19 protein-coding genes are annotated in these 18642 nt (G+C 58.7%); all 19 read right to left on the reverse strand.

Going from position 1 to position 18642, the window contains the following annotated elements:
- Positions 1 to 162 precede the first annotated feature (162 nt).
- Positions 163 to 4029, reverse strand: coding sequence for a TipJ family phage tail tip protein (locus tag TX24_RS28960; RefSeq protein WP_057711960.1), 3867 nt, complete (start codon positions 4027 to 4029; stop codon positions 163 to 165).
- Between the two features lie 9 nt (positions 4030 to 4038).
- Positions 4039 to 4635, reverse strand: coding sequence for a tail assembly protein (locus TX24_RS28965; RefSeq protein WP_244175951.1), 597 nt, complete (start codon positions 4633 to 4635; stop codon positions 4039 to 4041).
- Positions 4635 to 5387, reverse strand: coding sequence for a C40 family peptidase (locus tag TX24_RS28970; protein ID WP_057711961.1), 753 nt, complete (start codon positions 5385 to 5387; stop codon positions 4635 to 4637). The genes TX24_RS28965 and TX24_RS28970 overlap by 1 nt, the downstream gene beginning before the upstream one ends.
- A gap of 7 nt (positions 5388 to 5394) precedes the next feature.
- On the reverse strand, positions 5395 to 6081 hold the full coding sequence (locus TX24_RS28975) for a phage minor tail protein L (protein WP_057711962.1): 687 nt from the start codon (positions 6079 to 6081) through the stop codon (positions 5395 to 5397).
- Complete coding sequence (locus TX24_RS28980) at positions 6078 to 6416, reverse strand: phage tail protein (protein ID WP_005785361.1); 339 nt, start codon at positions 6414 to 6416, stop codon at positions 6078 to 6080. Before TX24_RS28980 ends, TX24_RS28975 begins: the two co-directional genes overlap by 4 nt.
- A complete protein-coding gene (locus tag TX24_RS28985) occupies positions 6416 to 9604 on the reverse strand; it encodes a tape measure protein (RefSeq protein ID WP_157255575.1) in 3189 nt (1062 codons plus the stop codon). The genes TX24_RS28980 and TX24_RS28985 overlap by 1 nt, the downstream gene beginning before the upstream one ends.
- Before the next feature lie 768 nt (positions 9605 to 10372).
- Complete coding sequence (locus tag TX24_RS28995; RefSeq protein ID WP_208604739.1) at positions 10373 to 10678, reverse strand: phage tail assembly protein T; 306 nt, start codon at positions 10676 to 10678, stop codon at positions 10373 to 10375.
- Positions 10679 to 10701: 23 nt separating this feature from the next.
- Positions 10702 to 11175: a phage tail assembly chaperone gene (locus TX24_RS29000; protein WP_057711964.1), complete on the reverse strand. Its 474-nt coding sequence runs from the start codon at positions 11173 to 11175 to the stop codon at positions 10702 to 10704.
- Positions 11175 to 11642: a phage tail tube protein gene (locus tag TX24_RS29005; protein ID WP_057711965.1), complete on the reverse strand. Its 468-nt coding sequence runs from the start codon at positions 11640 to 11642 to the stop codon at positions 11175 to 11177. Before TX24_RS29005 ends, TX24_RS29000 begins: the two co-directional genes overlap by 1 nt.
- A gap of 8 nt (positions 11643 to 11650) precedes the next feature.
- The gene (gene gp17 / locus TX24_RS29010) at positions 11651 to 11998 is read right to left on the reverse strand and encodes a tail completion protein gp17 (protein ID WP_057711966.1); all 348 of its coding nucleotides are present in this window, start codon (positions 11996 to 11998) and stop codon (positions 11651 to 11653) included.
- A gap of 5 nt (positions 11999 to 12003) precedes the next feature.
- Complete coding sequence (locus tag TX24_RS29015; protein WP_057711967.1) at positions 12004 to 12474, reverse strand: HK97-gp10 family putative phage morphogenesis protein; 471 nt, start codon at positions 12472 to 12474, stop codon at positions 12004 to 12006.
- Positions 12471 to 12791 carry a phage head closure protein gene (locus TX24_RS29020; RefSeq protein WP_057711968.1) on the reverse strand — a complete coding sequence of 107 codons (321 nt, stop codon included), beginning with the start codon at positions 12789 to 12791 and terminating at the stop codon, positions 12471 to 12473. Before TX24_RS29020 ends, TX24_RS29015 begins: the two co-directional genes overlap by 4 nt.
- Positions 12791 to 13090, reverse strand: a complete 300-nt coding sequence (locus tag TX24_RS29025) for a head-tail connector protein (RefSeq protein WP_057711969.1) — start codon at positions 13088 to 13090, stop codon at positions 12791 to 12793. The genes TX24_RS29020 and TX24_RS29025 overlap by 1 nt, the downstream gene beginning before the upstream one ends.
- Positions 13091 to 13309, reverse strand: a complete 219-nt coding sequence (locus TX24_RS29030) for a hypothetical protein (protein ID WP_057711970.1) — start codon at positions 13307 to 13309, stop codon at positions 13091 to 13093.
- 65 nt (positions 13310 to 13374) lie between these two features.
- Positions 13375 to 14571, reverse strand: coding sequence for a phage major capsid protein (locus tag TX24_RS29035; RefSeq protein WP_057711971.1), 1197 nt, complete (start codon positions 14569 to 14571; stop codon positions 13375 to 13377).
- Positions 14568 to 15209, reverse strand: a complete 642-nt coding sequence (locus tag TX24_RS29040; RefSeq protein ID WP_057711972.1) for an HK97 family phage prohead protease — start codon at positions 15207 to 15209, stop codon at positions 14568 to 14570. The genes TX24_RS29035 and TX24_RS29040 overlap by 4 nt, the downstream gene beginning before the upstream one ends.
- Positions 15196 to 16410, reverse strand: coding sequence for a phage portal protein (locus tag TX24_RS29045; RefSeq protein WP_057711973.1), 1215 nt, complete (start codon positions 16408 to 16410; stop codon positions 15196 to 15198). The genes TX24_RS29040 and TX24_RS29045 overlap by 14 nt, the downstream gene beginning before the upstream one ends.
- A gap of 7 nt (positions 16411 to 16417) precedes the next feature.
- Positions 16418 to 18112: a terminase large subunit gene (locus TX24_RS29050; RefSeq protein WP_057711974.1), complete on the reverse strand. Its 1695-nt coding sequence runs from the start codon at positions 18110 to 18112 to the stop codon at positions 16418 to 16420.
- The gene (locus tag TX24_RS29055; protein ID WP_057711975.1) at positions 18112 to 18609 is read right to left on the reverse strand and encodes a terminase small subunit; all 498 of its coding nucleotides are present in this window, start codon (positions 18607 to 18609) and stop codon (positions 18112 to 18114) included. The genes TX24_RS29050 and TX24_RS29055 overlap by 1 nt, the downstream gene beginning before the upstream one ends.
- Positions 18610 to 18642 lie beyond the last annotated feature (33 nt).

Here is an 18642-nt window from a genome sequence, read left to right on the forward strand (position 1 = left end):
CGCAAACCGCTGAATACTTTGTCGGCTCGACGCCAGGAACCGCAATATCAACGTATCTACCGGCACTCTTTGGCACCAAAGCCGAATACGTAACCCCCACGGTAAATGAGGTCTCATCAAGCTCCAGCACACCAGTAGGACCCCACACCCTCGCGCCGAAACTCATGCGTTAAGATCTCCCCATTGATAGCGCTTAATTCCGCCGGCATCGAATACCTTGCCGCCAGCATTGTTTATTACTTGGCGAGCCTGCCCAGTTCCCAATGAGCTATTGATTTCAAAGGTCCCGTCGAAGAAAAGCTTCCAGCCCGTCTTGCCTGGGTCATAGTTGTTCGACTGGATGTAGTTACCGATCTTGGCGTTTGTGATTGTGCCGTCCTGGATGAACGCTGACTTGATGAAGGTCTGCCCGCCCTGGACTGCGAACGGAACCGATCCGGCCTGGCCGATGGCGAACCTGTCCGCGTCGATGATGAACTGCGACTGCAGCCCGCCTGGACCGTTTTCCAGGCCAAGCCCTATACCTGCATACTTATAGAGGCCGCTGGCGGTCTCGTACTGCATCCGCACCGACCAGTTCGCCGTGACCTTGCCATCGACCGTTTGAATGGCCGTAGCGTTGGTCTGGATTGCGAGAGTGTTGCCGCCAACCGTCGTTTGAACAGTGTCGATCCGCTGGCCAAGCGCCTGATCAGCATTCGTCCTCGCAGTTATTTCGCCCTGCACTGCTGCGGCATTGCTTGCCGTCTGTGCCGTGACGGTATCAATCCGCGTAGAGAGAGACCCATCGGCGTTGATACGCGCGGTTTGCTCGGAGACAACCGCAGCGGCGTTTGTGGCCACCTTCACTTCCACTGTGTCGGTTCGCTGCCCCTGCACCAGGTCGCCCTCGATCAGGGCTGACTGAACAGACCAGACACCAACGTATTTCTCGTCCGAACCGATCAGTGCCGTGTCATCACCCTGAAGCGGTGGATTGACCTGCAAGTAGATGCCGTCAACCCGCTGCGCCGTGGTGGTGACCTTACCGTCGAGCGTGGTTACCGTGGCCTTGAGGGTGCTTAACCCGCTGGCTGTGGCATTCACGCCGGTGACCGGGTCGTTGACAGTGACCTTCACCGCATTGAGCTGCGAAGCCTGGGCGGTGATGTCCTGGCCATGCTGCGTAATGGTCGCGCTGTTCTGCTGTACCTGGGTGGCCAACGCATCTACCGTCTGGGCTACAGTGCCGATATCGGTCCAGTAGCTCGCGTTCGGTGGAGGATTATTCGCCGGTACCGGGCCTTTCGCTTGATACAGGTGCTGGCCCATGCGCACGATCTCGTTGAGCGCGTACGCCTTTGCAGGGTCGTACTCAAGCGCGTCGACGATCTGGTCAATCAGCCCTTCCAACTCATCCTTGGCCGCTTCGATGCGTCCGTTGACCGAGCCCGGGCCGTTGCCGTCGATAAGGTTGATGCGCTCGTTGAGCAGTTGCCCCAGGGACGTCTCGTCGATCTGCCCTTTGATCTGCTCGAGGATCGGCCCAGCATCCGAGCTGGCCTGGCCCATCACCCCATTCACCACTGGATAGAACGGACCGATGTTGCCGGTACGGTCCACCAGGCGTGCCCAGAAGAACAACGTCGCGCCCGCCAGCAGGGACTGCATACGATAGTCGGCCTGCGGATATGCCAGGTCTGCCAGCTTCGTTGCGGCCTGCAGGTCATTCGCCGGACCATACCAAAGCTCGGTGCGCTGGGTATCCTCAGCGCCAGCAGGGAAACCCCACTTGATGCTGATCCCGAACAGTTCGCTGGTGGTGGTCAGGAACGACACCGCCGGCGGCAGGCCGGTTTTGCCGGTAAGTACTACCTCAGAGCTAGTACCCCAGATAGAGGCCACGTCCATGGCGTTGACCGAACTGACGCGCGCAACGTAGCGGCCGCTGTAAATGCCCTCAACGTCCGCGCCGAGATTCCCGGTGCGCGGCAAGCGGATCCAGTTACCGCTGTCCTTGCGCCACTCGACGTTGTACGCAATAGCCCCCGGCACCGAATCCCAAGTAATACGCATGCTGGTTACAGCAATGCCCTGCGACACGACGCTGCGCGCCTCAATGCCGATGTTCTCCGGCGGAGACATCACCCCGGGGGGAATGATGCTCGTCGGCTGCGGGTCAATCCGTGCACCCGTGTCGATTGCCTGGTACTTCAGCGGCTCATGTTGAGTGGCCGCTATCTTGAACTGGTGCAGCCCTTGCGGCTCGATGGTCTGTACACGAAAGCGCATCACGGCCAGGTCAGCGCTTTCCACGGACCAGCTGCACTCCGGCTCTGGGAGTTCCGAATAGTCCGCCATGACGGTGACCAGGCGGCCGGAGACCGACTTCACAATGCGCCCTTCGGACTTGCCGCTGGGCAGGTTGAGGATCAGCCGATCCTCTTCGTGCACTTCGGCGTCGATGTCGAGCGTGATCACGCGCCTGGTCGCGGCACTGATGCGCCCACCATTTGCACGGCCAGAGAACATCTCATCAGCTACGCAGATAATCTGGCCGGGCTCGACGTTGCGGCCCTCCATGCCGGCGGTGAAGCTTACCGACCACTCCTCATACTGCTCCGACTTAAGCGCCCAAATGCCGTGGCGGATTGCTTCCCCTTCCACGGTGCAGCCGAAGCGTGAGATATCCAGCATCCGGTGCCCAAGCTCGCCGATCAACTCTTCATTGGTAACTGGGGCCGGCTGTGTCTTGAACTCATTTTCAGGATTGTCCCAGGCCACCTTCGCCCGTGTATGGCGATCAGGAAGCGCCGCAGAGACGTACTCAAATTCACCGATGATGTTCGAGCGCGTGAAGACGTAGCCGTCCTCGTTGCCGGGAATGTCCGCCACCATGGTGACCTGGGAACCGTTCCAGCAACTGCTCCCACGGAACACGCTGGCCAAGTCCGAAAGGAGTGCGTAGCCCTCAACTGAATCCTGAATGTAGACGTTGGTTGTCATGCGCGGCTGCATGCCGCCCTTCCCATCTGGAACCATTACATCGCAATAGCGACCGATCTCGTACAGCGTCCAATGGTCCACCATGTCGGCGGTGATACGACGGCCCAGGCCATAGCGACGGTGCAACAGCAGGTCGCGCCAAACCCAAACAGGGTTGTTGGTGTAGGCAAGCTTAAAAGTGCCGTTCCAGTCACCTGTATAGGTTCGTGTCTCCGGGTTGTAGTTGGTCGGCACCTGCACAATGCGGCCGCGCATCAGGAAGCTGGCCTTCGGCGTGTCCTGAAATTGCTTCGCATCGAACTGCAGGCCGCCCAGCGCCAGGTTCGGATAGCGCAGTTTTTTGTCGATTACCTCCGTCAATCCTTTGATACGCATCAGGTCCGCAAAATTGGAGTCGTTGCGGTTGGGCGTGAGCCGACGTACGCGCACCAACGCGCTGGTAAAGCCCTCAGGGAGATCGATTCGATGGGTGCGCTCGTATTCAGTCGTCCCCTTGTCGTCCAGGGTCGCTGACAAAACCGTTTGATAGCTTCCACCATCTACGGAAAGATCAATGGCGTAGTCGATGCGGTAGCCGATCTGATCGCCATTCGTCTTGACCTGCCAAATTTGCGGCCAGGACAACCGGATGCGCACAGCAGACAACTGCTGATCAGTGATCGCGCGCGTCCAGGCGTTATCCGACTTCAGCACAACCGGCAGCCCCTGGGACGCCTCGTTCTCAATGGCCGGAAAACCTGGGATGTGTTCTTGGTCCACAGTGCCCGGGCGGAAATCCCAAACGGTACCGGGAAAGTTCTCGCTACCGTCAGGCGAGACCAGCGGCGTGCCGTTGAGTTTTACCGACTTCTTATCATCGACCAGTCCGACGATTGGGCCCTCACTCAAGGCATAGAGCAATTTTACAGTGGCAACAGAAAGCGCAGTATCGGGTGCCTTGTAGGGCGTGTATGGCTTCTGCTCGCCCCCCTTGGCGCCCAAAACGCGGGCAGCAGTAGGCCGGCGCCGAGGCTTTGCAGCAGGCGCTGTTGCGATTTTGGACATGGGTTTTCCTTACTGCTGATCTTCCGAAAAGACGCCAGCCGAGATGAGGGCGCCGCCGATATCGCGTTCGCCATACAGAAGTGGTTTGCAGCGGCCCTGGGCCGTGGTGGTGACGGCGCCGCCGAACGCATAGGACGGCCTGTTGCCATCGCCCTCTTTGTCCAGCACGCCCACCGGTGACGGAGACATACTCATGGCGATACCGCCGATCATCAAGCCGGCACCAGCTGCCACCAGGTAGTACTGCTGGGTTATCGCGCCGACCACCACCAGGGCGAGACCGGCAATGGTGGCGAACAAGCCGCCTCCCTTGCTGCCAATCACAATTGGCGCAATACGGATCGGCTCAACGGTGTCCTGGCGCATTCCAATCTCGGTATCGCTCAGGTTCTTCTTCCCGCGGAACACTGCGTAGGTCAGGCCGCGCTCTTCCGAAAAGCGCAAGAACCGTCTGAAGCCGGGGATCTTCACGCACAACGCATGAATCGCCTCAGCGCATGACGCTACGGCCAGGTGGTGAACGCGACCGAACCGGGCGCCAAGCACACCATAAAGCATCACCAGCACCACCAAGGGCTGCGGGTTAACCGTTGTTCTCATTGCCATCAGCCCACCTCCGGCACTCGTTGGTGCCGAAGAATCAGCACGGTGTAATCGGCCCACATGCCGCCGTAAACGTCGCGGGTGGATTTCTTGTTGTAGCGGTGATGCAGGAAGGTGCCCGGGGCCGGGTGTAGTTCCGGGGCGCTGGTCAGCAAACCGTCACCCAGATAGATTCCTGCATGGTTCGGTGCAGCGGCGTTGATCTGCATGACGATCATGTCGCCCTTGCGCGGCATCGAGACCGGATAGAACCCGGCTTCCTCGTAGTACTTCTCGTAGAGGCTCTCACCATCGTTCCACCAGCCATCCCTGCGCGGATAGTTCGGCAGCTCTATCCCATGTTCGCGTTCGTAGTAGTCGCGGCACAGCGCATAGCAGTCCAGCAGACCATGGCCGAACTCTCGTCCAACCAGCGGGGCCTGGTAACCATCAGGCTTGAACTCGAAGTACTCGCCAGATGGCCAGCTCACGATGCCCCACGGCTTTTCGTGCAATTCGCAACTGACACGATCGGTCATGCTCGGGATGGGCGGGACGTCGGGATGAGAATGAATGATCATCGTCACCTCGCCGCGGTCCTCAGCGTCACACTTGTCCTCGGGGTTGATGATGAAGTGCTCGCTCGGCGTCTTGGCATCGTTGCGGCATGGAACGTACTTCAGCCGCCCGGCCTCACGGATCACCACGCCGCAGCTTTCCTTCGGAAACTCCGCCGCAGCGTGCGCTTGAATTTGTTTCAACATCACTTTGTTCATGGTTTGCTTATCCGATGAGCGCGGCGCCTGGTGCGCCACCGAACGACAAGGGGTTGCCCTTGCCAAAACGTAATTCGCAATCACTCGGCCGGCCACCGCAGCGATCCAGCGCCGGGTCGTCCACCGGGTTGCCGTCGAGGTCGAACATCTTGATCCCGGTGTAGTTGCAGTCCGGGCCGCGGTACTCACCCCAAAGGCACCATTCGCACCGGTTCATGATCAGGCCGCCCGGCAACCTCTGGCCTTTAACAGCAGTCGGAGGGGCCAACGAAAACACCACCTCTTCACGCAACAGGCTGGTGACCTGGTTGATATAGGAGATGTCGAGCCTTTCCATGGTGCTGGCCGTCGGGTTGCCCTCTGGGAAATTCGCAGGGTCTAGGTATTTGACGTAGGTCTGCCGAACCGTCAGCTTGACCCCGCTCATCCCCTGGAAGCGCCGGCATAGCGCTGTAATCGTTCCGTCAATATTGCTGATCTTCAGCATGGGCGTGGAGTTGTTGCCCTCAACGCTGCGCCCAAAGCCGCCCGTTTCGTAAGGCCTGGGCAGGTATGTCTCACCCTTCCAGATGATCGGGGTGGACTGTTGGTGTGCGTGGTACCGCAAGATGCCCATACCGCGCGCTTCACCGTCCAGTTCGATCAACTGGATAATCGCGCCAGGCTCAAGCTTCTGGTCGTCCAACGTGATCATGGATTGAATACCTGCTGAAAGGTGGTGCTAAGGGTGTACTTCTTGTTCCCGTGGGTTTGCAGCTGCCAGCCTCCGGTGGTGATGAACGCGCCCTGAACTTCAAGCGGCGGGGTCCACAGAAAGTGATTTGCCCCCTTGTGCCGCTTGAAGAACTCCCGGATCGGCTTGATGTAAGCCTCCCCGCCCGTAAAGGAAACGGTGTAGGCGCCAGCGACATTGTTTATTCCGACCGATAAACGCTGGCTGTAGCCGTTGCCGAACTTCGACTCAAGCACATCAGGCTGGTCGTCACCGGATGAGCCAACCCGGGGCGACCAGTTGAATACCTCTGCCATCAGCTGTTTCTCCGATTGTTTGGATCAAGCAAGCCGTTCTGGCCTTTCTCTTGCTGAATCACCTGCCGGGCGATCTTTGGCATCTCGGAACGAGCGGTGGCCAGCAGCGCCAGACCCATTTGCTCATAGCCTTCCGGAGCGTTGACCGCCCCGCCAGATCCGTCGCCATTGATGTGCAAGTGGATCTCCGGCGCCGATCCTGAGCCGGCGGCTGCGACAGATGGAGCGGTGAAGGCCGGCGAGATGCCTGGGCTTCCGACAAATCCGCCGGTTGCATAACCCGGCTTACCGCTACGGTTCAGGCCGATGAGGTAATCCTTCATCCCGGGCTGATCGACCACTTCCTTGCGGATGACGACCTCGCCGCCGTGAACTACCCCCTTCGGCTCAAACTTGCCACCGGGGCCGGTATAGCCCCCCTCAGAGAAGCCGGCCAGCGCCATGCCGGCGACCATGCCCGCATTGGCATAGCCCGCAGCAAGCAGCGCCGCGCCGACCGGGATACCACCCAAGATGGTCAGTTCCGCCGGTGCTTTCGCTGCAGCTATCTGGGCGTTCATGATGATCGACGCCACCGCGAACGCCTTCTGCGCCACAAACAATGCTTTGTACGCGCCGGACTGCTCGCCAGCGATCTTGCCAACCATGTCGGCGGCCTGGCCAGACAACTCACTGAAGGTGCCGATCACGGCTACTTTGTAGGCGCCCTGAATGTCCGAAAGCCGCGCCTGGTTCGTTTGATTGATCTCGACGACTCGGTCCAGGTACTGCTGCTCGGCGGCAAGCTTCTGCTCGTTGGTGCTTTGCTGGTCGGCCAGGATCTGATCGCGCAGATCTGCCTGCATGGACAGCTGCTTGTCGTGCCACTTTTTGAGCGCTGCTTCAGCCTCGGCGATCTTTACAAGCTCCCCGGAGGGTCCACCTACCGAGGAGTCGATGCCGCCGAACTCCGGCGCCTCAGTAACCGTGGCTTTCGAGATGGCATCAGCGCCAGCGCGATAGTCGTCCGACGATAGCTTGCCGGCACGGTTGGCAGTTTCCAGCACCTGCATCCGTTCTTTCGTCGTTTCGAGCAGGGCTTGCTCTTTGGTTTGAAGGCTAGACATCAGGCCGTCATAGGCCTTTCTGGCATTTAGCGCATCGAGCTCGATGGCCTTGCCCTGAAGCATGACCTTGTTCTTTTCAGACAGCTTCGAAAGCTCGCCGGTCGTGAGCTCGTAGCGAAGGCGCCCTATCTCGGTAGTCTCACCGTAAAGCGCGACCTGCTGGGTAAGGTTGTCCAGGGTTTGCTTGTATGCATTGTTGAGCTGCTCAGCTTGCCGCTGGATATCCTCCGAGGCTTTCTTGGCTTTTTGTTGGGCCTCCTCAGAAGCCTTGGCCGCCGTTTCAGAACCCTTGATCGCGCCGGCTAGGATGCGCCAGCCCTCGGCAGTACCGGGGTCAACGCCCTCCCGTTCAATCCTCCGGTTCACCTCGCCAACCAGGTCGCCCCCATCCCTGACGGAGTTCAAGCGCTCAACGAGGGTTTTCGTGTAGGTGTTCCAGCCCTCAATAGTCTTCTTGTCGGGCCCCGCAATTTTTTTCAGCCCGGCGCCAGCCTGGCCGGCAGCGGTGGCCACATCGTTCAGGCGGGCGGTGAGCATATTGGCGACGTCGCCGTAATCGCCCGAGGCTTTGATAGCTTCGCCGTACGCGGATGCAGAAGCATTAATAGCCTTGGTCATCTCCTCGTTTGGGCCGATTGCTGCGACCAGTTGCTGGCTTGCCGAGTCAATACTCTGGCCGCCGGCAATGCGGCGATTAAAGTCCGTTACCGCCCGGTCGCGCTGGAATGGGTTGGCGGAGTAGGTATCGCCCCATTTGTCATTGGCTTGAGCGGCAGCGCGGATCTCGCGCAGTGCTTTTTGCGCCGCCACTTGGGCGTCGGCTTGCTGCTGAATCACTCCATCAAGCTTGTACCTGGCCTGCTCTTTGCCGAGCGCAGCGAACTCTTTGCGCAACTCCTCTACAGGTCGCTTGAGATCGACGGTGGCCTGCCGAGCCTTGTCGCTGTTGTCCCGAAACAGCAGATAGCTGGCAGCCACTGCTCCAGCAGTAACAGCTAGCCCGACTGGACCACCCATTACCCCAAGAAGCGCGGATCCGGCACGACCAGCCAGCGACGTCGCAGCCGTTTGCGCGGCCTGCGCAGCAGTTTGCGCGGCTGTCGCTTGTGTATCCGCAAGCCTGGCCAGGCGCAGGCGACTGAGTGCAGCTGTATGGGCATCGGTAAACCTGGTCGCGGCAACCTGCGACTCTGCGGCGACTACCTCTGCGGCAGTGCGCCGGGCGGCAGCGGTGGCCGCATCAAGCTGAGCAGTAGTCCGGCCAATTTCAGCGGATCGAGCTTCGCGCAAAGCGCTGACTTGGTCACGCAACCCCTTAATTAGTTCGCCAGACTTCAACCCGACATAGGCAGCGCCTGCGGTTAAGGCCGATGCGGCCAGGACATCCATGTTCTTAGCGACAAGATCAATTGCGCCAGAAAGCACCGCAGTGCTGCCAGTTGCAGTGTCAGCCCCGCCAATCCAGGCCTGAAAAGCATTTGTCAGTGCTGTAGTCGACCGACTTACGGAGGGCGGCATTGCCTTGAACTCAGCATTCAAAACGCCGAGTTGGCCGATCAGCGCAGGTACAAGCTTATCTATGGTTATAAGGCCCTTGTCGGCCATGGCTTTGAGCTCACTCCTGGCGACACCCATTCCCGCAGCGAGCGCCCGCAGGACTCGATCACCACTATCGGCGATCGAGTTGAACTCCTCCCCCCTGAGTACCCCTTGGGCCAGTGCTTGAGCGAATTGCGTGATAGCTGAGGATGCCTCCGTAGAGCTTGCACCAGAAACCTGCAGCCCCACAGAAAGGGCCTCAGTCACTCCCAGAACGTCTGAGGTGGAATATCCGAACTCACGCATCGATGATGCTGAGCGACTGAACAAACCAGCGTTATCCGCAAATGACGTACCAGTCCTCTGACTGAGCTCAAAAAGCGATTTCTGGCTAACTGCAAAGTCTTCCGTGCCGGTCGTGGCCTGCTTCAGTCGGGCGTTTACTTGGTTCCAGGCGTCGGCTTGGTGGATCACATTGCCAACCGCCAGCGCCCCAGCCATCGCCGCTGCGTAGCTGCCCACTGTGGATGTAAGGGATTGCATAGCCGCACCCTGGGCGCGAACGGCTGCTTCCTGCGAGCGCCACGAACTGGTTGCATCCCTATTCCCAGAAGTGATGGTCCTGAGATAGCTCTGCCCCATGCGACTAGCGCGGGCCATTTCGCGTTGATACGCACTTGTTTCAGCGGAAACGCTTACGATCAAAGAGCGAAGTGTTTGCCCTGCCATGCTTTTCTCCAGACATTAAAAAACCCGCCGAGGCGGGTTTTCATGGTTACTCAATGACTAGCTCGGGGGCTCGCCATAACTTTTCGTTCCTGTCATAGGTCATCGTGGCTTTGTAGTAGGTCCGTATACTCGCCCCGAACCCATTCTGAGAGTCCACATACGCAGACACATAAAACGTGCATTTATGATCAGATGCGGAAACAACGTCCCTGCCATTCAGATATGGGAATTCAGCTGACCCGGGAGCCTTCAGGCGTTGCTTTACGAAGTTTTGAGACATGACATAAGCCATTGTCGTGTCATCACAATCTTTCTGTGCGCGCTCAACCTCTCTATTTGGACTGCCAGCCCAAGATAGATATGCCCACCACATCCCCCCGATAATTGCGGCGCTAATGCCAAGCGTCCAGCGCAATAACCGCTCAGACCCGGTAGTTTTCGCAAACTCACGGCAAAGGCCGATTGCAAAAAAAACTATCAACGCTGTCACAATCCATAAAATAAAAGTCACTCGCCACCTCCTTTGTTGAGCGAGCGACTCTATCACCGCACAGCGGAGAAAAACGAGCCTCATCCTGCGGCCTAGCCCTCCTCGGCCTTGACCATCAGGAAAGCCTTGAACATTTCTACCCCCTCCTCAGCCTGGGCCGCCTCATCAACCACCGCAGCCGCCTCATCCTTCCACTTAGGCATCAGGTCCACAGCAGAAACTTTTGCACCCTGGGCCTGGAACACCGAAGCAGCAATGATCGAGGCCTGGATATCGCCGCGGGTGTCGCTTAGCGGAGACTCCTGGTTATAGGCCATCCAGAGGAACAGCTCCTCCGCGCTCATCCGTGAGCGCAGGTCCTGGAGCGTCATGCCAAGCCGGAGGGCAAGAGTCAGCATAAACGCCAACTCCGGCTCCTCCGTCAGTCGTTTCCCGCGGCATCCACCGGGTCTTGCGCGCCAGCGCCGGCCGCTACGCCACTCAGTTCAAAAACCTTGCCGACGAGCCGGTCATGCACTGGGCTGAAGGCATCAGCTACGGAAGGCACGTCCTCGTCTTGGAATACTCGAGCATTGTTCTCATCAAGCAAGGCCCGCACCAGGACGAATGCATAGAGCGGCGAGGAATGAATCTCCACCCGCGGCTCCAGCGGCGCCTCGTCATCACTATCGGCGGCAGGAGACTGAGCCGGAAGCCCAGCATCCTGACGGGCCTCAGCAACCGCCAAAGCGGCGCGGCGGCGATACTCAACCCAGTCACCAGCGCTCAACGCCCTGACCACCACCTGGGCGCCCTCCCACTCGTCGATGGTGAGGCGCTCATGCTTGAAGTTGCGCATCGGATCCAGTGCCATGGAGCGCAGATCAGGCACGGCGCCGTTTTTTGCCCGGGCCATTACGGCACCACCGGCAGGTCGAAGGATACGGCGCCAGTGATACGCACGTTGAACGTGCCGTTAACGGTGCCGTTTGGCGCGGCGTCCCAGGTGAACTGGGTCACCAGGCCGAGGAAGCTCGAAGACGAGCCGTCCTTGAACAGCGATTTGAAAGCGCGCGGCTCACCATCGTCACGAGCGGTACGCAGCACGGTCTGTGCTTCGTCGTCGGCCTTCCAGTTGCCGGACATGCTGAAGGTGCCGTTGTCGGCCAGGCCTACGGTAAACTCTTTCGCCTCACTGGCGAGCACCGTTACTTCGATTTCATCCGACTGTCCACCCTGGAACTGCGGTTGTTTGATCGTTACGGACAGATCGGCCCATTCAATGCCGACCGCCTTGGGGTCGAGCGTGGTGGCTTTGGAAACGCTGAGAGCCGTGCCCTGCGTTTTGACGAACTTCGCTTTCGTTGGAGTTTGAACGGCCATGTGGCCTCCTATGGTTGCAGGGTGTATTCCCAGCTCACGCTGAAAAGTTTGGTGTCGTTCTCGAACACATCCGCCAGGCGGTCTGCGCTGCCGGTGGTGAAGTCAGCGTCATCCGTGGTCATCGCGGCAAAGGCCAGGCCAGCAAGCGTGAGCGCCTCGAGGAAGCTCTCCCCCCATGCGTCGAGCTGAATAGTGAGGTCGGTGGAGCCATCCCAGCCGGCGAGTGTGAAACCGGTGGTGGTGCCTACCGTTTGAATCACCAGGCGTGGCTGGGCGGCGTCCACCGGCGCAACGCCGAAGTACACTCGCCCGTCGACCAGAGGCGAAAGCCTGTCGATGAGGGATTTCTCAATCATTGGGGTTACCGGGTGATGGCGTTGTCGATGCCTTCGGCCAGCTTGTCGGCAACGGCCTTTTCGATCTGAGGCAGGCTGCCGTCCCAAGATGGTCGAATGAATGGATGGGCCTGCATCTTCGATGTGCCCAGTTCCAGGAACTTCCAGTAGAACGGTGATTCGTAATCCGTTTTCGAGGTGCGCCCTTTTTTGCCCGGACGCTTGAGCGCCTTGGATTGTTTGCCCGTTGGATTTTTTACGCGAATACCGGCAGTAGCGCCGCCAGGCGTGTCAGCCTGTTTCACGCTGACCGCAATGATGTTTTTCTTCAATTTTCCCGTGCGAACTGGTGCAGTACTTCGGGCCTTGTCCCTGGCCACCCTGGCACCAGCCATAACTGCATCCCTGGCAATTTTGTTGCCCACTGACTTGGTCAGGCGCTCGAAATCGGCCTGCAACTCACCAAGCCCCAGTACCGTCAACGATCCGTTGCTCATTTTGGCTTCACCGTTTTGCACATGAGTTTCAGCATGTCGCGCTGGTTAGTGGCCAGCGGCGCGATGATTTCGTAAGTAGTGCCGTCGTGCACCAGGTGCTGGCCCGCCACCACGTCCTTGCGGTAGCGGATGTTGATCTCGGCAGTGACCGTGACCTGCATCTGTGACGCAGCCTCGTACATGCGACCGGAGGGAATGTTGATCTCCGCCCAGAGCTTGCCCAGGTCACCCCAAACCTTCGAGGGCTGGCCGAGGGCATCCTTGCCGTCGATGTAGCCACGGCGCATGCAGCGGTGACGCATTGGGCCGGCTCTCATCAGTAACGCTTCCTGTACATGAGCAACCGCTCAACAGCCAGCGGTACGGTGGTTGATATGGTGCCCATCGCCACGCCTTCGCGGTTTGCAAACCAATGGCCAACCAGCAGCAGGATGGCCTGTTCTACGTCTGGGGTGATCGCCATCTGGTCAGGCTCAACCGGGTCACCCTCGACCAACTCCCTGTCGCAATGCATGGCCACATGGGACTTGGCGGCCTCAATGTATCCGCCGATGAGAGAGTCTTCCTCATCGTCATCCACCCTGAGGTGCAGCTTCACGCGCGCCAGGTCGATCATTTACTTGTTCTCTTTCGGCGCGGCCGGCTTCGAATCCTTGGGCTTAGTCGCCTTGGACTTGCCGTCAGCACCGATTTCCTCGACCAGGCCTTTGCCGAGCAGCGTGTAAGCGTATTCGTCGTCGGCCTCATCGAAGACCTGTCCGCGCTTCACCCTGGATGACTCGGCCTTAAGCAGATCGGCGCTGCCCGTGAAGCCCCATAAAGCTTTGATTTTCATGCTGCCTCCAAAAACAAAAAAGCCGACTTCACGCCGGCGTTTTGATGGTTATGTGCGGTTCAGGCTTACTTCGGAAAGTTGCCTTTAACCAAAGCTTCCTTGCGGCGCACGCCGAGGCCCAGACGCTCTTCAGCCAGCAACGCCATCATGTTCTTGATGAACATATCGTTGATCAGACCCATCTTGAACAGGTAGGTCATACGGTCGAAGAGGATTGCAGCACGGGCGAAGTTGGCGATCAGGAATTCACCGCCGGCGTCCGCATCACCCTCGTCCATGCTGTCCGAGGTGATGACCGGGCGTCCCCAGAGGATTGGGGTAACCAGACCCTGAAGATTGGCGAACAGATAGCGGTTTTCACCGTCTTTCTGCAGCTCAATGTTCATCCAGTCGAGTTCACTCATCACGACGCCATCGGCCGACAACTTGGACTGCTTACGAACCTGGTAGATGCCACGACGTACGATGTCGATCGAGGTGTCGCCAGCCTTGGTCAGAGTGTTGTCGTAGACGGTAGCCTGGGTCATGAGGCCATTCAGGTTCTCGCCAGTGCCGTCGCCCTTCAGGATTTGATTTTCTTCTTCCAGCTTGAGGTCGTAGCGCAGCAACTCCTGGATGTACCCCTGCATCTGGGGTACGTCTGCCAAAGCCTCTTCGGTTACCGGCATCCATACCGCAATCTTTTTGACCCGGTCAGTTACCGGCTCGAAAGTCACGTCGCTGGTAGGTTTGGTGCCACCTTCTGCTACCGGACCTGCACCACGGGTGTGCAGCAGTTCGCGGAAGTAAGTGTAGCTCTGCCCGGTAACCGGGATCGCGGTGAGCAGGTCACGGATACGCAGTTCCTGGCGAATACCCGGCTGGATGATCGGGTCGTAAATCGGCGCAACAATACCAGCACTGGTGACCTTCACCTCCTTCATTGCGGCCAGATCGGACTTGGTGACCTCGATCTCGGCGCGGTTCGCCGAGTTCGAAGACAGCGACTTATAGCTGTCATCGCTCTTGATCATGTCGATGAACGATTTGCCCTCGCCCGGGCCACCGCGCAACTTGACACCCTTCTGCTCCAGGTCCTGTACCTGGTCGATGACTTTTTGCAAGTCGCCCTTTTGGTCCTCGATCTGCTTCTTCAGGTCGCCGGTGACCTTGTTGCCTTTCTGGACTTCGTCCATGGCGGCATCGTATTTCTTTTGCAGGCCCTCGAATCCGCTTTTCAGTTGCTGATCAAGGGATTCTTTCAGCTCTTTCACTTCGCTCATGGCGATACTCCGAAATGGTGGGTGAACAGGTTGGAAATGTCTTTCAGCTCATCCACGATCGCCGTGGCCTCGCTCCCGCCATCACGGCGTAGCGCGGTATAGCCGAGCGAAGCGACTGCCGCCGCTTCCTTCTGCGAGAGACCCATGCGTTCGCGCAGGGCCTTCTCGAAAAGCCTAATGTCCGACTTGACGCTGAGGACTTGAGCCTCAGGGTTCATGCCGAACGGTACAAAGGAGGCTTCCCAAAGCTCGGCCTCCTTAATGAGGCGAACACGCCGACCGGCGCGGTCCTCGAAATCTGCCTTGATGGTGTTGAAGCCGATCGACATACTGTCGAGGATTTCCGCCTTCATCAGTTCGTAGGCGTCGCGGGCGTAGCTGACGTTGAGGTTGACCCTCCCTTTCAATAGAAGGCCATGATCGTCCTGGGTATAGTCGGCAGCGCCTACCAGTCTCGTAAGGTCGTGATAGAGAGCGAGCTTTAGCTTGCCGCTACGGGTTGCCTTCACTCTCGTGAAGGCGCCAGGCATGATCACGTCATCGCCCAGATCCACGTTGTTAAATACCGCGGCGTAGCCCTCGAAGTTGCCGGCTTCGTCAACGGCCTTGAGCTCAAACGGAACTTCAAGATTCGCCATTTTTATCCATCTCCCACCGGGTGACCCGGTTGTATTCGTCGCCTTCCAGGGGAGGCAGGTTTTCTTTCACGCGGACTTCGTTGATGGTCATCCATCCAGACCCACCAGAACCGCCGAGCGCACTGCCGTAGTAGGTGGACCGACCTGCGCTGTCAGCGCGCAGCAGACCTTCGACAGCAAACTCGACGAAGCGCGATTTGGTCCGGTAGATCTTGTCGTTGAGTTCGTCCTCCACCACGTCGATGTAGGGCTTGAGTCCGAAGGTGATGAACCCGGTGAGCTGCTGCTCAAGGTTAGAGCCCATGATCGAGGTCTTACCGGCGCGGTTGGCCAGCCATAGAGGCACGCCATAGATTCCGGCTAACGCCTCTTCCTGGAATTGCTGGGACTCAATGAACTGCGCATCTTTCTGTGTGATGCCGGCAGCCTCAATCTTCGGTCCGCCCTGCAGGATGGCCATTTTCCCAATGTCGTCGGCGTCAGCCTTGCGCACGTCCGGGAACTTCTCCATCACCTGGGCTTGCTGGGCCTTGGTCAGGAATTGGTCGTAGATCACGTACCCGCCGGTGAAACCGCCCTTGCGCATGAACCGCGCCGACCATTGCTGGCCAGCCTTGGCAAGCCCCATGGTTTCGGCTTGGTGCTCAATAGGCGAAAGGCCGACCACACCGTCCAGACTGAATAGCTTGAAGTGGAGCATGTGCTCAGGAGACACCGGGTAAGGTTCTCCCTCATCGGGTGTGACCCAGTAGATGAGATCGTCCTCGGTGTCGATCTTTACGGTCCGCCAATCCAGCGGCACAAGCCCTATCGGGTCGCCGTGCCTGTTCCTTTCGATCAAGGCGAACGCATTGCCGCGCAGCGCCATGTTCACGACCACGAACTTGAGGAAGTTCAGCATTGTCATGTATGGGTTTGGTTTTTGGAGCAACTTCATCGCCCCATCATTTTTTTCGACCTGCTTTCGGCCTTCGCTGCCATCTTCGTAAAGTTTCAGCGGGAGGCCGCTCAGCGATTCGGAAAGAATTTTCACGCACGACCAGACCATGCTGATTGAAAGCGCAGTTTTGGTCGTTACCTTGATCCCCGCCTTGGTGGTTTTTCCACCAACCTCAAGGTCGACTTCGACATAGTTGCCCGTCGCCGGATCGGTGTAGCCGAACATGCGCCATGACAGCGGGTTGTACCAACGAGATGCCATATTCAGCCTATGAGTTCGAGCCGATGAGTCCGAAGAACCCATCAGCCAGGTAATTGTCGAGCCCGCTTTGGGCTTGAGGATTGAGCGACAGCAGCGAGATGGCGTTGAAGGCCGCCATCAACGGGTCGATCTTCGCCAGGCCCGACGCCTGCTTGGTGATCAAGATGGCGTTGCCGGCGGGTACCACCCGGGCGTTGCCGCAACACCAAGCCATCATTGGTTGTCCACCATGGACCAGGCCGCCCTCGGCGAGCTTTCGCTCCGTGGTCTTGATTGCGCCGTTCAGCTTCCAGCCTTGGCTGATGCCGATGATTTTGTCTTCCGGAATCCCGGCCTCGGCGAGCGCGTCGAGAATGGCACCGATGCCTGACGGGTCGACCCCGACCTTGTCGAGCAAGCCGGCCGCTTCGACTCTGGCGACCAGCTCAGCAACGTCTTGCACGTCATCACCGATGGTTTCGACCAGGGTCAGGTCGCCGTTGCTGGCGAAGTCACGGAAGCGTGGCGCCTCGCTCTTGCGCCGCTCCAGCACGGATGGGTGAGCCCACGCGTGTGTCCAGAGCAGCCACTGCCGGGTGAGCTTGTCGCGACCGGCAGCAGCAAAGCCGAGCAAGTCATCCAGACCGCCACCATCAATGCCGACATCGACAACCTCGCACCGGTCAATCAACTGTTCGAAGGTCAAACCCTCCGGTGCCGCCTGAACCTCCCAGAACTCAGCGCCGGCCCAGCGATCCGACTTGAGCGACAAGCCGATTTCAACGTTCAGGTGTTTGGCGAGAAATCCACGGAAGGACTCTTCGCCGTCGAGTTGGGCCTGGGCGTAGCCGCGCTCAAGGAACGGTTCGTCCACCGACAGGCCCAAATTCGGGTTGGTGACATAAGCGTTCGTGAAGTCGCGGTGCGCGCCAGCATCCAACATCGCCTTGGGAAACTCGTACAGCACTGGAAGGAAGGACCGGTCTTGAATCTCGCCGTCCCGAACCTTGCGGGCATACAGAAGCTTCTGTCTGAACACACCAGCTGGTGGCTCGTCGGACTGAGTCGTGGCGTAGATGATGAAGCCTTCGGGCCTGGAGGCGAGACCACCCGTAGCTTCCCGAAGCATTGCCTCGGCGCCATGGCGTTTACCGAACACCCAAAGCTCATCGATAAAGATGCCAATCGCTTTCTTGCCTGACACCGTGTCGTTGTCAGCCGCTACGACCTTCAGCGTTGCTTTCGTCTCCCGGTGGGTGACCAGCCTGGTGTTGTTCTGGATATGGAACAGTGCATCCAGTTGCTCATCCGCCTTGATCATGTCCCTGATCGGCAGGAAGGAGTTATCGGCGATCTCCTTGGTCGGGGCCAGGATGATGAACTCGCCTGACGGCCTCCAGTTCAAAATCAAGGCCGTCAGCATAATGCCGGCGGCGATGGTCGATTTACCGTTCTTCTTGCTGATCAGCAGCATGAACTCGCTGATCATGCGCCGACCTTCGTCTGGATCGTATGCGCCGAAGATGGCAGCGACGAACTCATTCACCCAATCGCGAACTGTCTCGCTCATCAAAGGGCTGCCGGTGGCGTCGACCATTCTGAGCGAGCCGAAGACCTCAAGAGCTTCAGCAGCCTGATCAGGGAACAGTGCTCCCTGAGGGATCAGTGACTCTTTGGCGACGATCCGACGCTCCCAGTCTGGGCATGCGGTAGTCCATTCCATCACTTACCACCCTTGAGCGCTGTGAGCTTTGGTGGCTGGCGAACTCCAAAGCGGCCCGTTGCAGCCTTTTCGGCAGCCTCCTTGGCTGAGTCCTTTTTACCTGCCTCACCTTTGCGTGAGTGAACGAACGGCATGAGAGCCTTGGCTGCATCGACTCGCAGCTTTGCGTCACTGCCGAAGTCGTTCATCACAGCCAGAAGAAAGTCTTTCGGGTCGGAATGACGAAGTGCCTGAGCCAAATCGAAGCCGGCCTCTTCCGGCTCATCCGGTGCCGATTCGGGCTCTTTCGGGGCTGACGCCTTCGCCATGGAGGGTTTAACAATTTTGTTAATACCAGTCTGGGCCAAGGCAGCCATCACATTGGGGTGCTTGGCCAGCCTGGAACCGGCGACCGATGCGCTGGAAGCCGCGTAGCCTGCGACTATCGCTGCATCTTTGTTGGAGGCGCCACCCTTCACGGCGGCAACAAAGGCGCGCTGTTTGGGTGTTAACGCCATTAACAAAAAACCTCAAAAGGGGAAAAAAAGTGC

Source organism: Pseudomonas lactis (assembly GCF_001439845.1).
In the GTDB taxonomy this organism is placed as follows: Bacteria; Pseudomonadota; Gammaproteobacteria; order Pseudomonadales; family Pseudomonadaceae; genus Aquipseudomonas; species Aquipseudomonas lactis.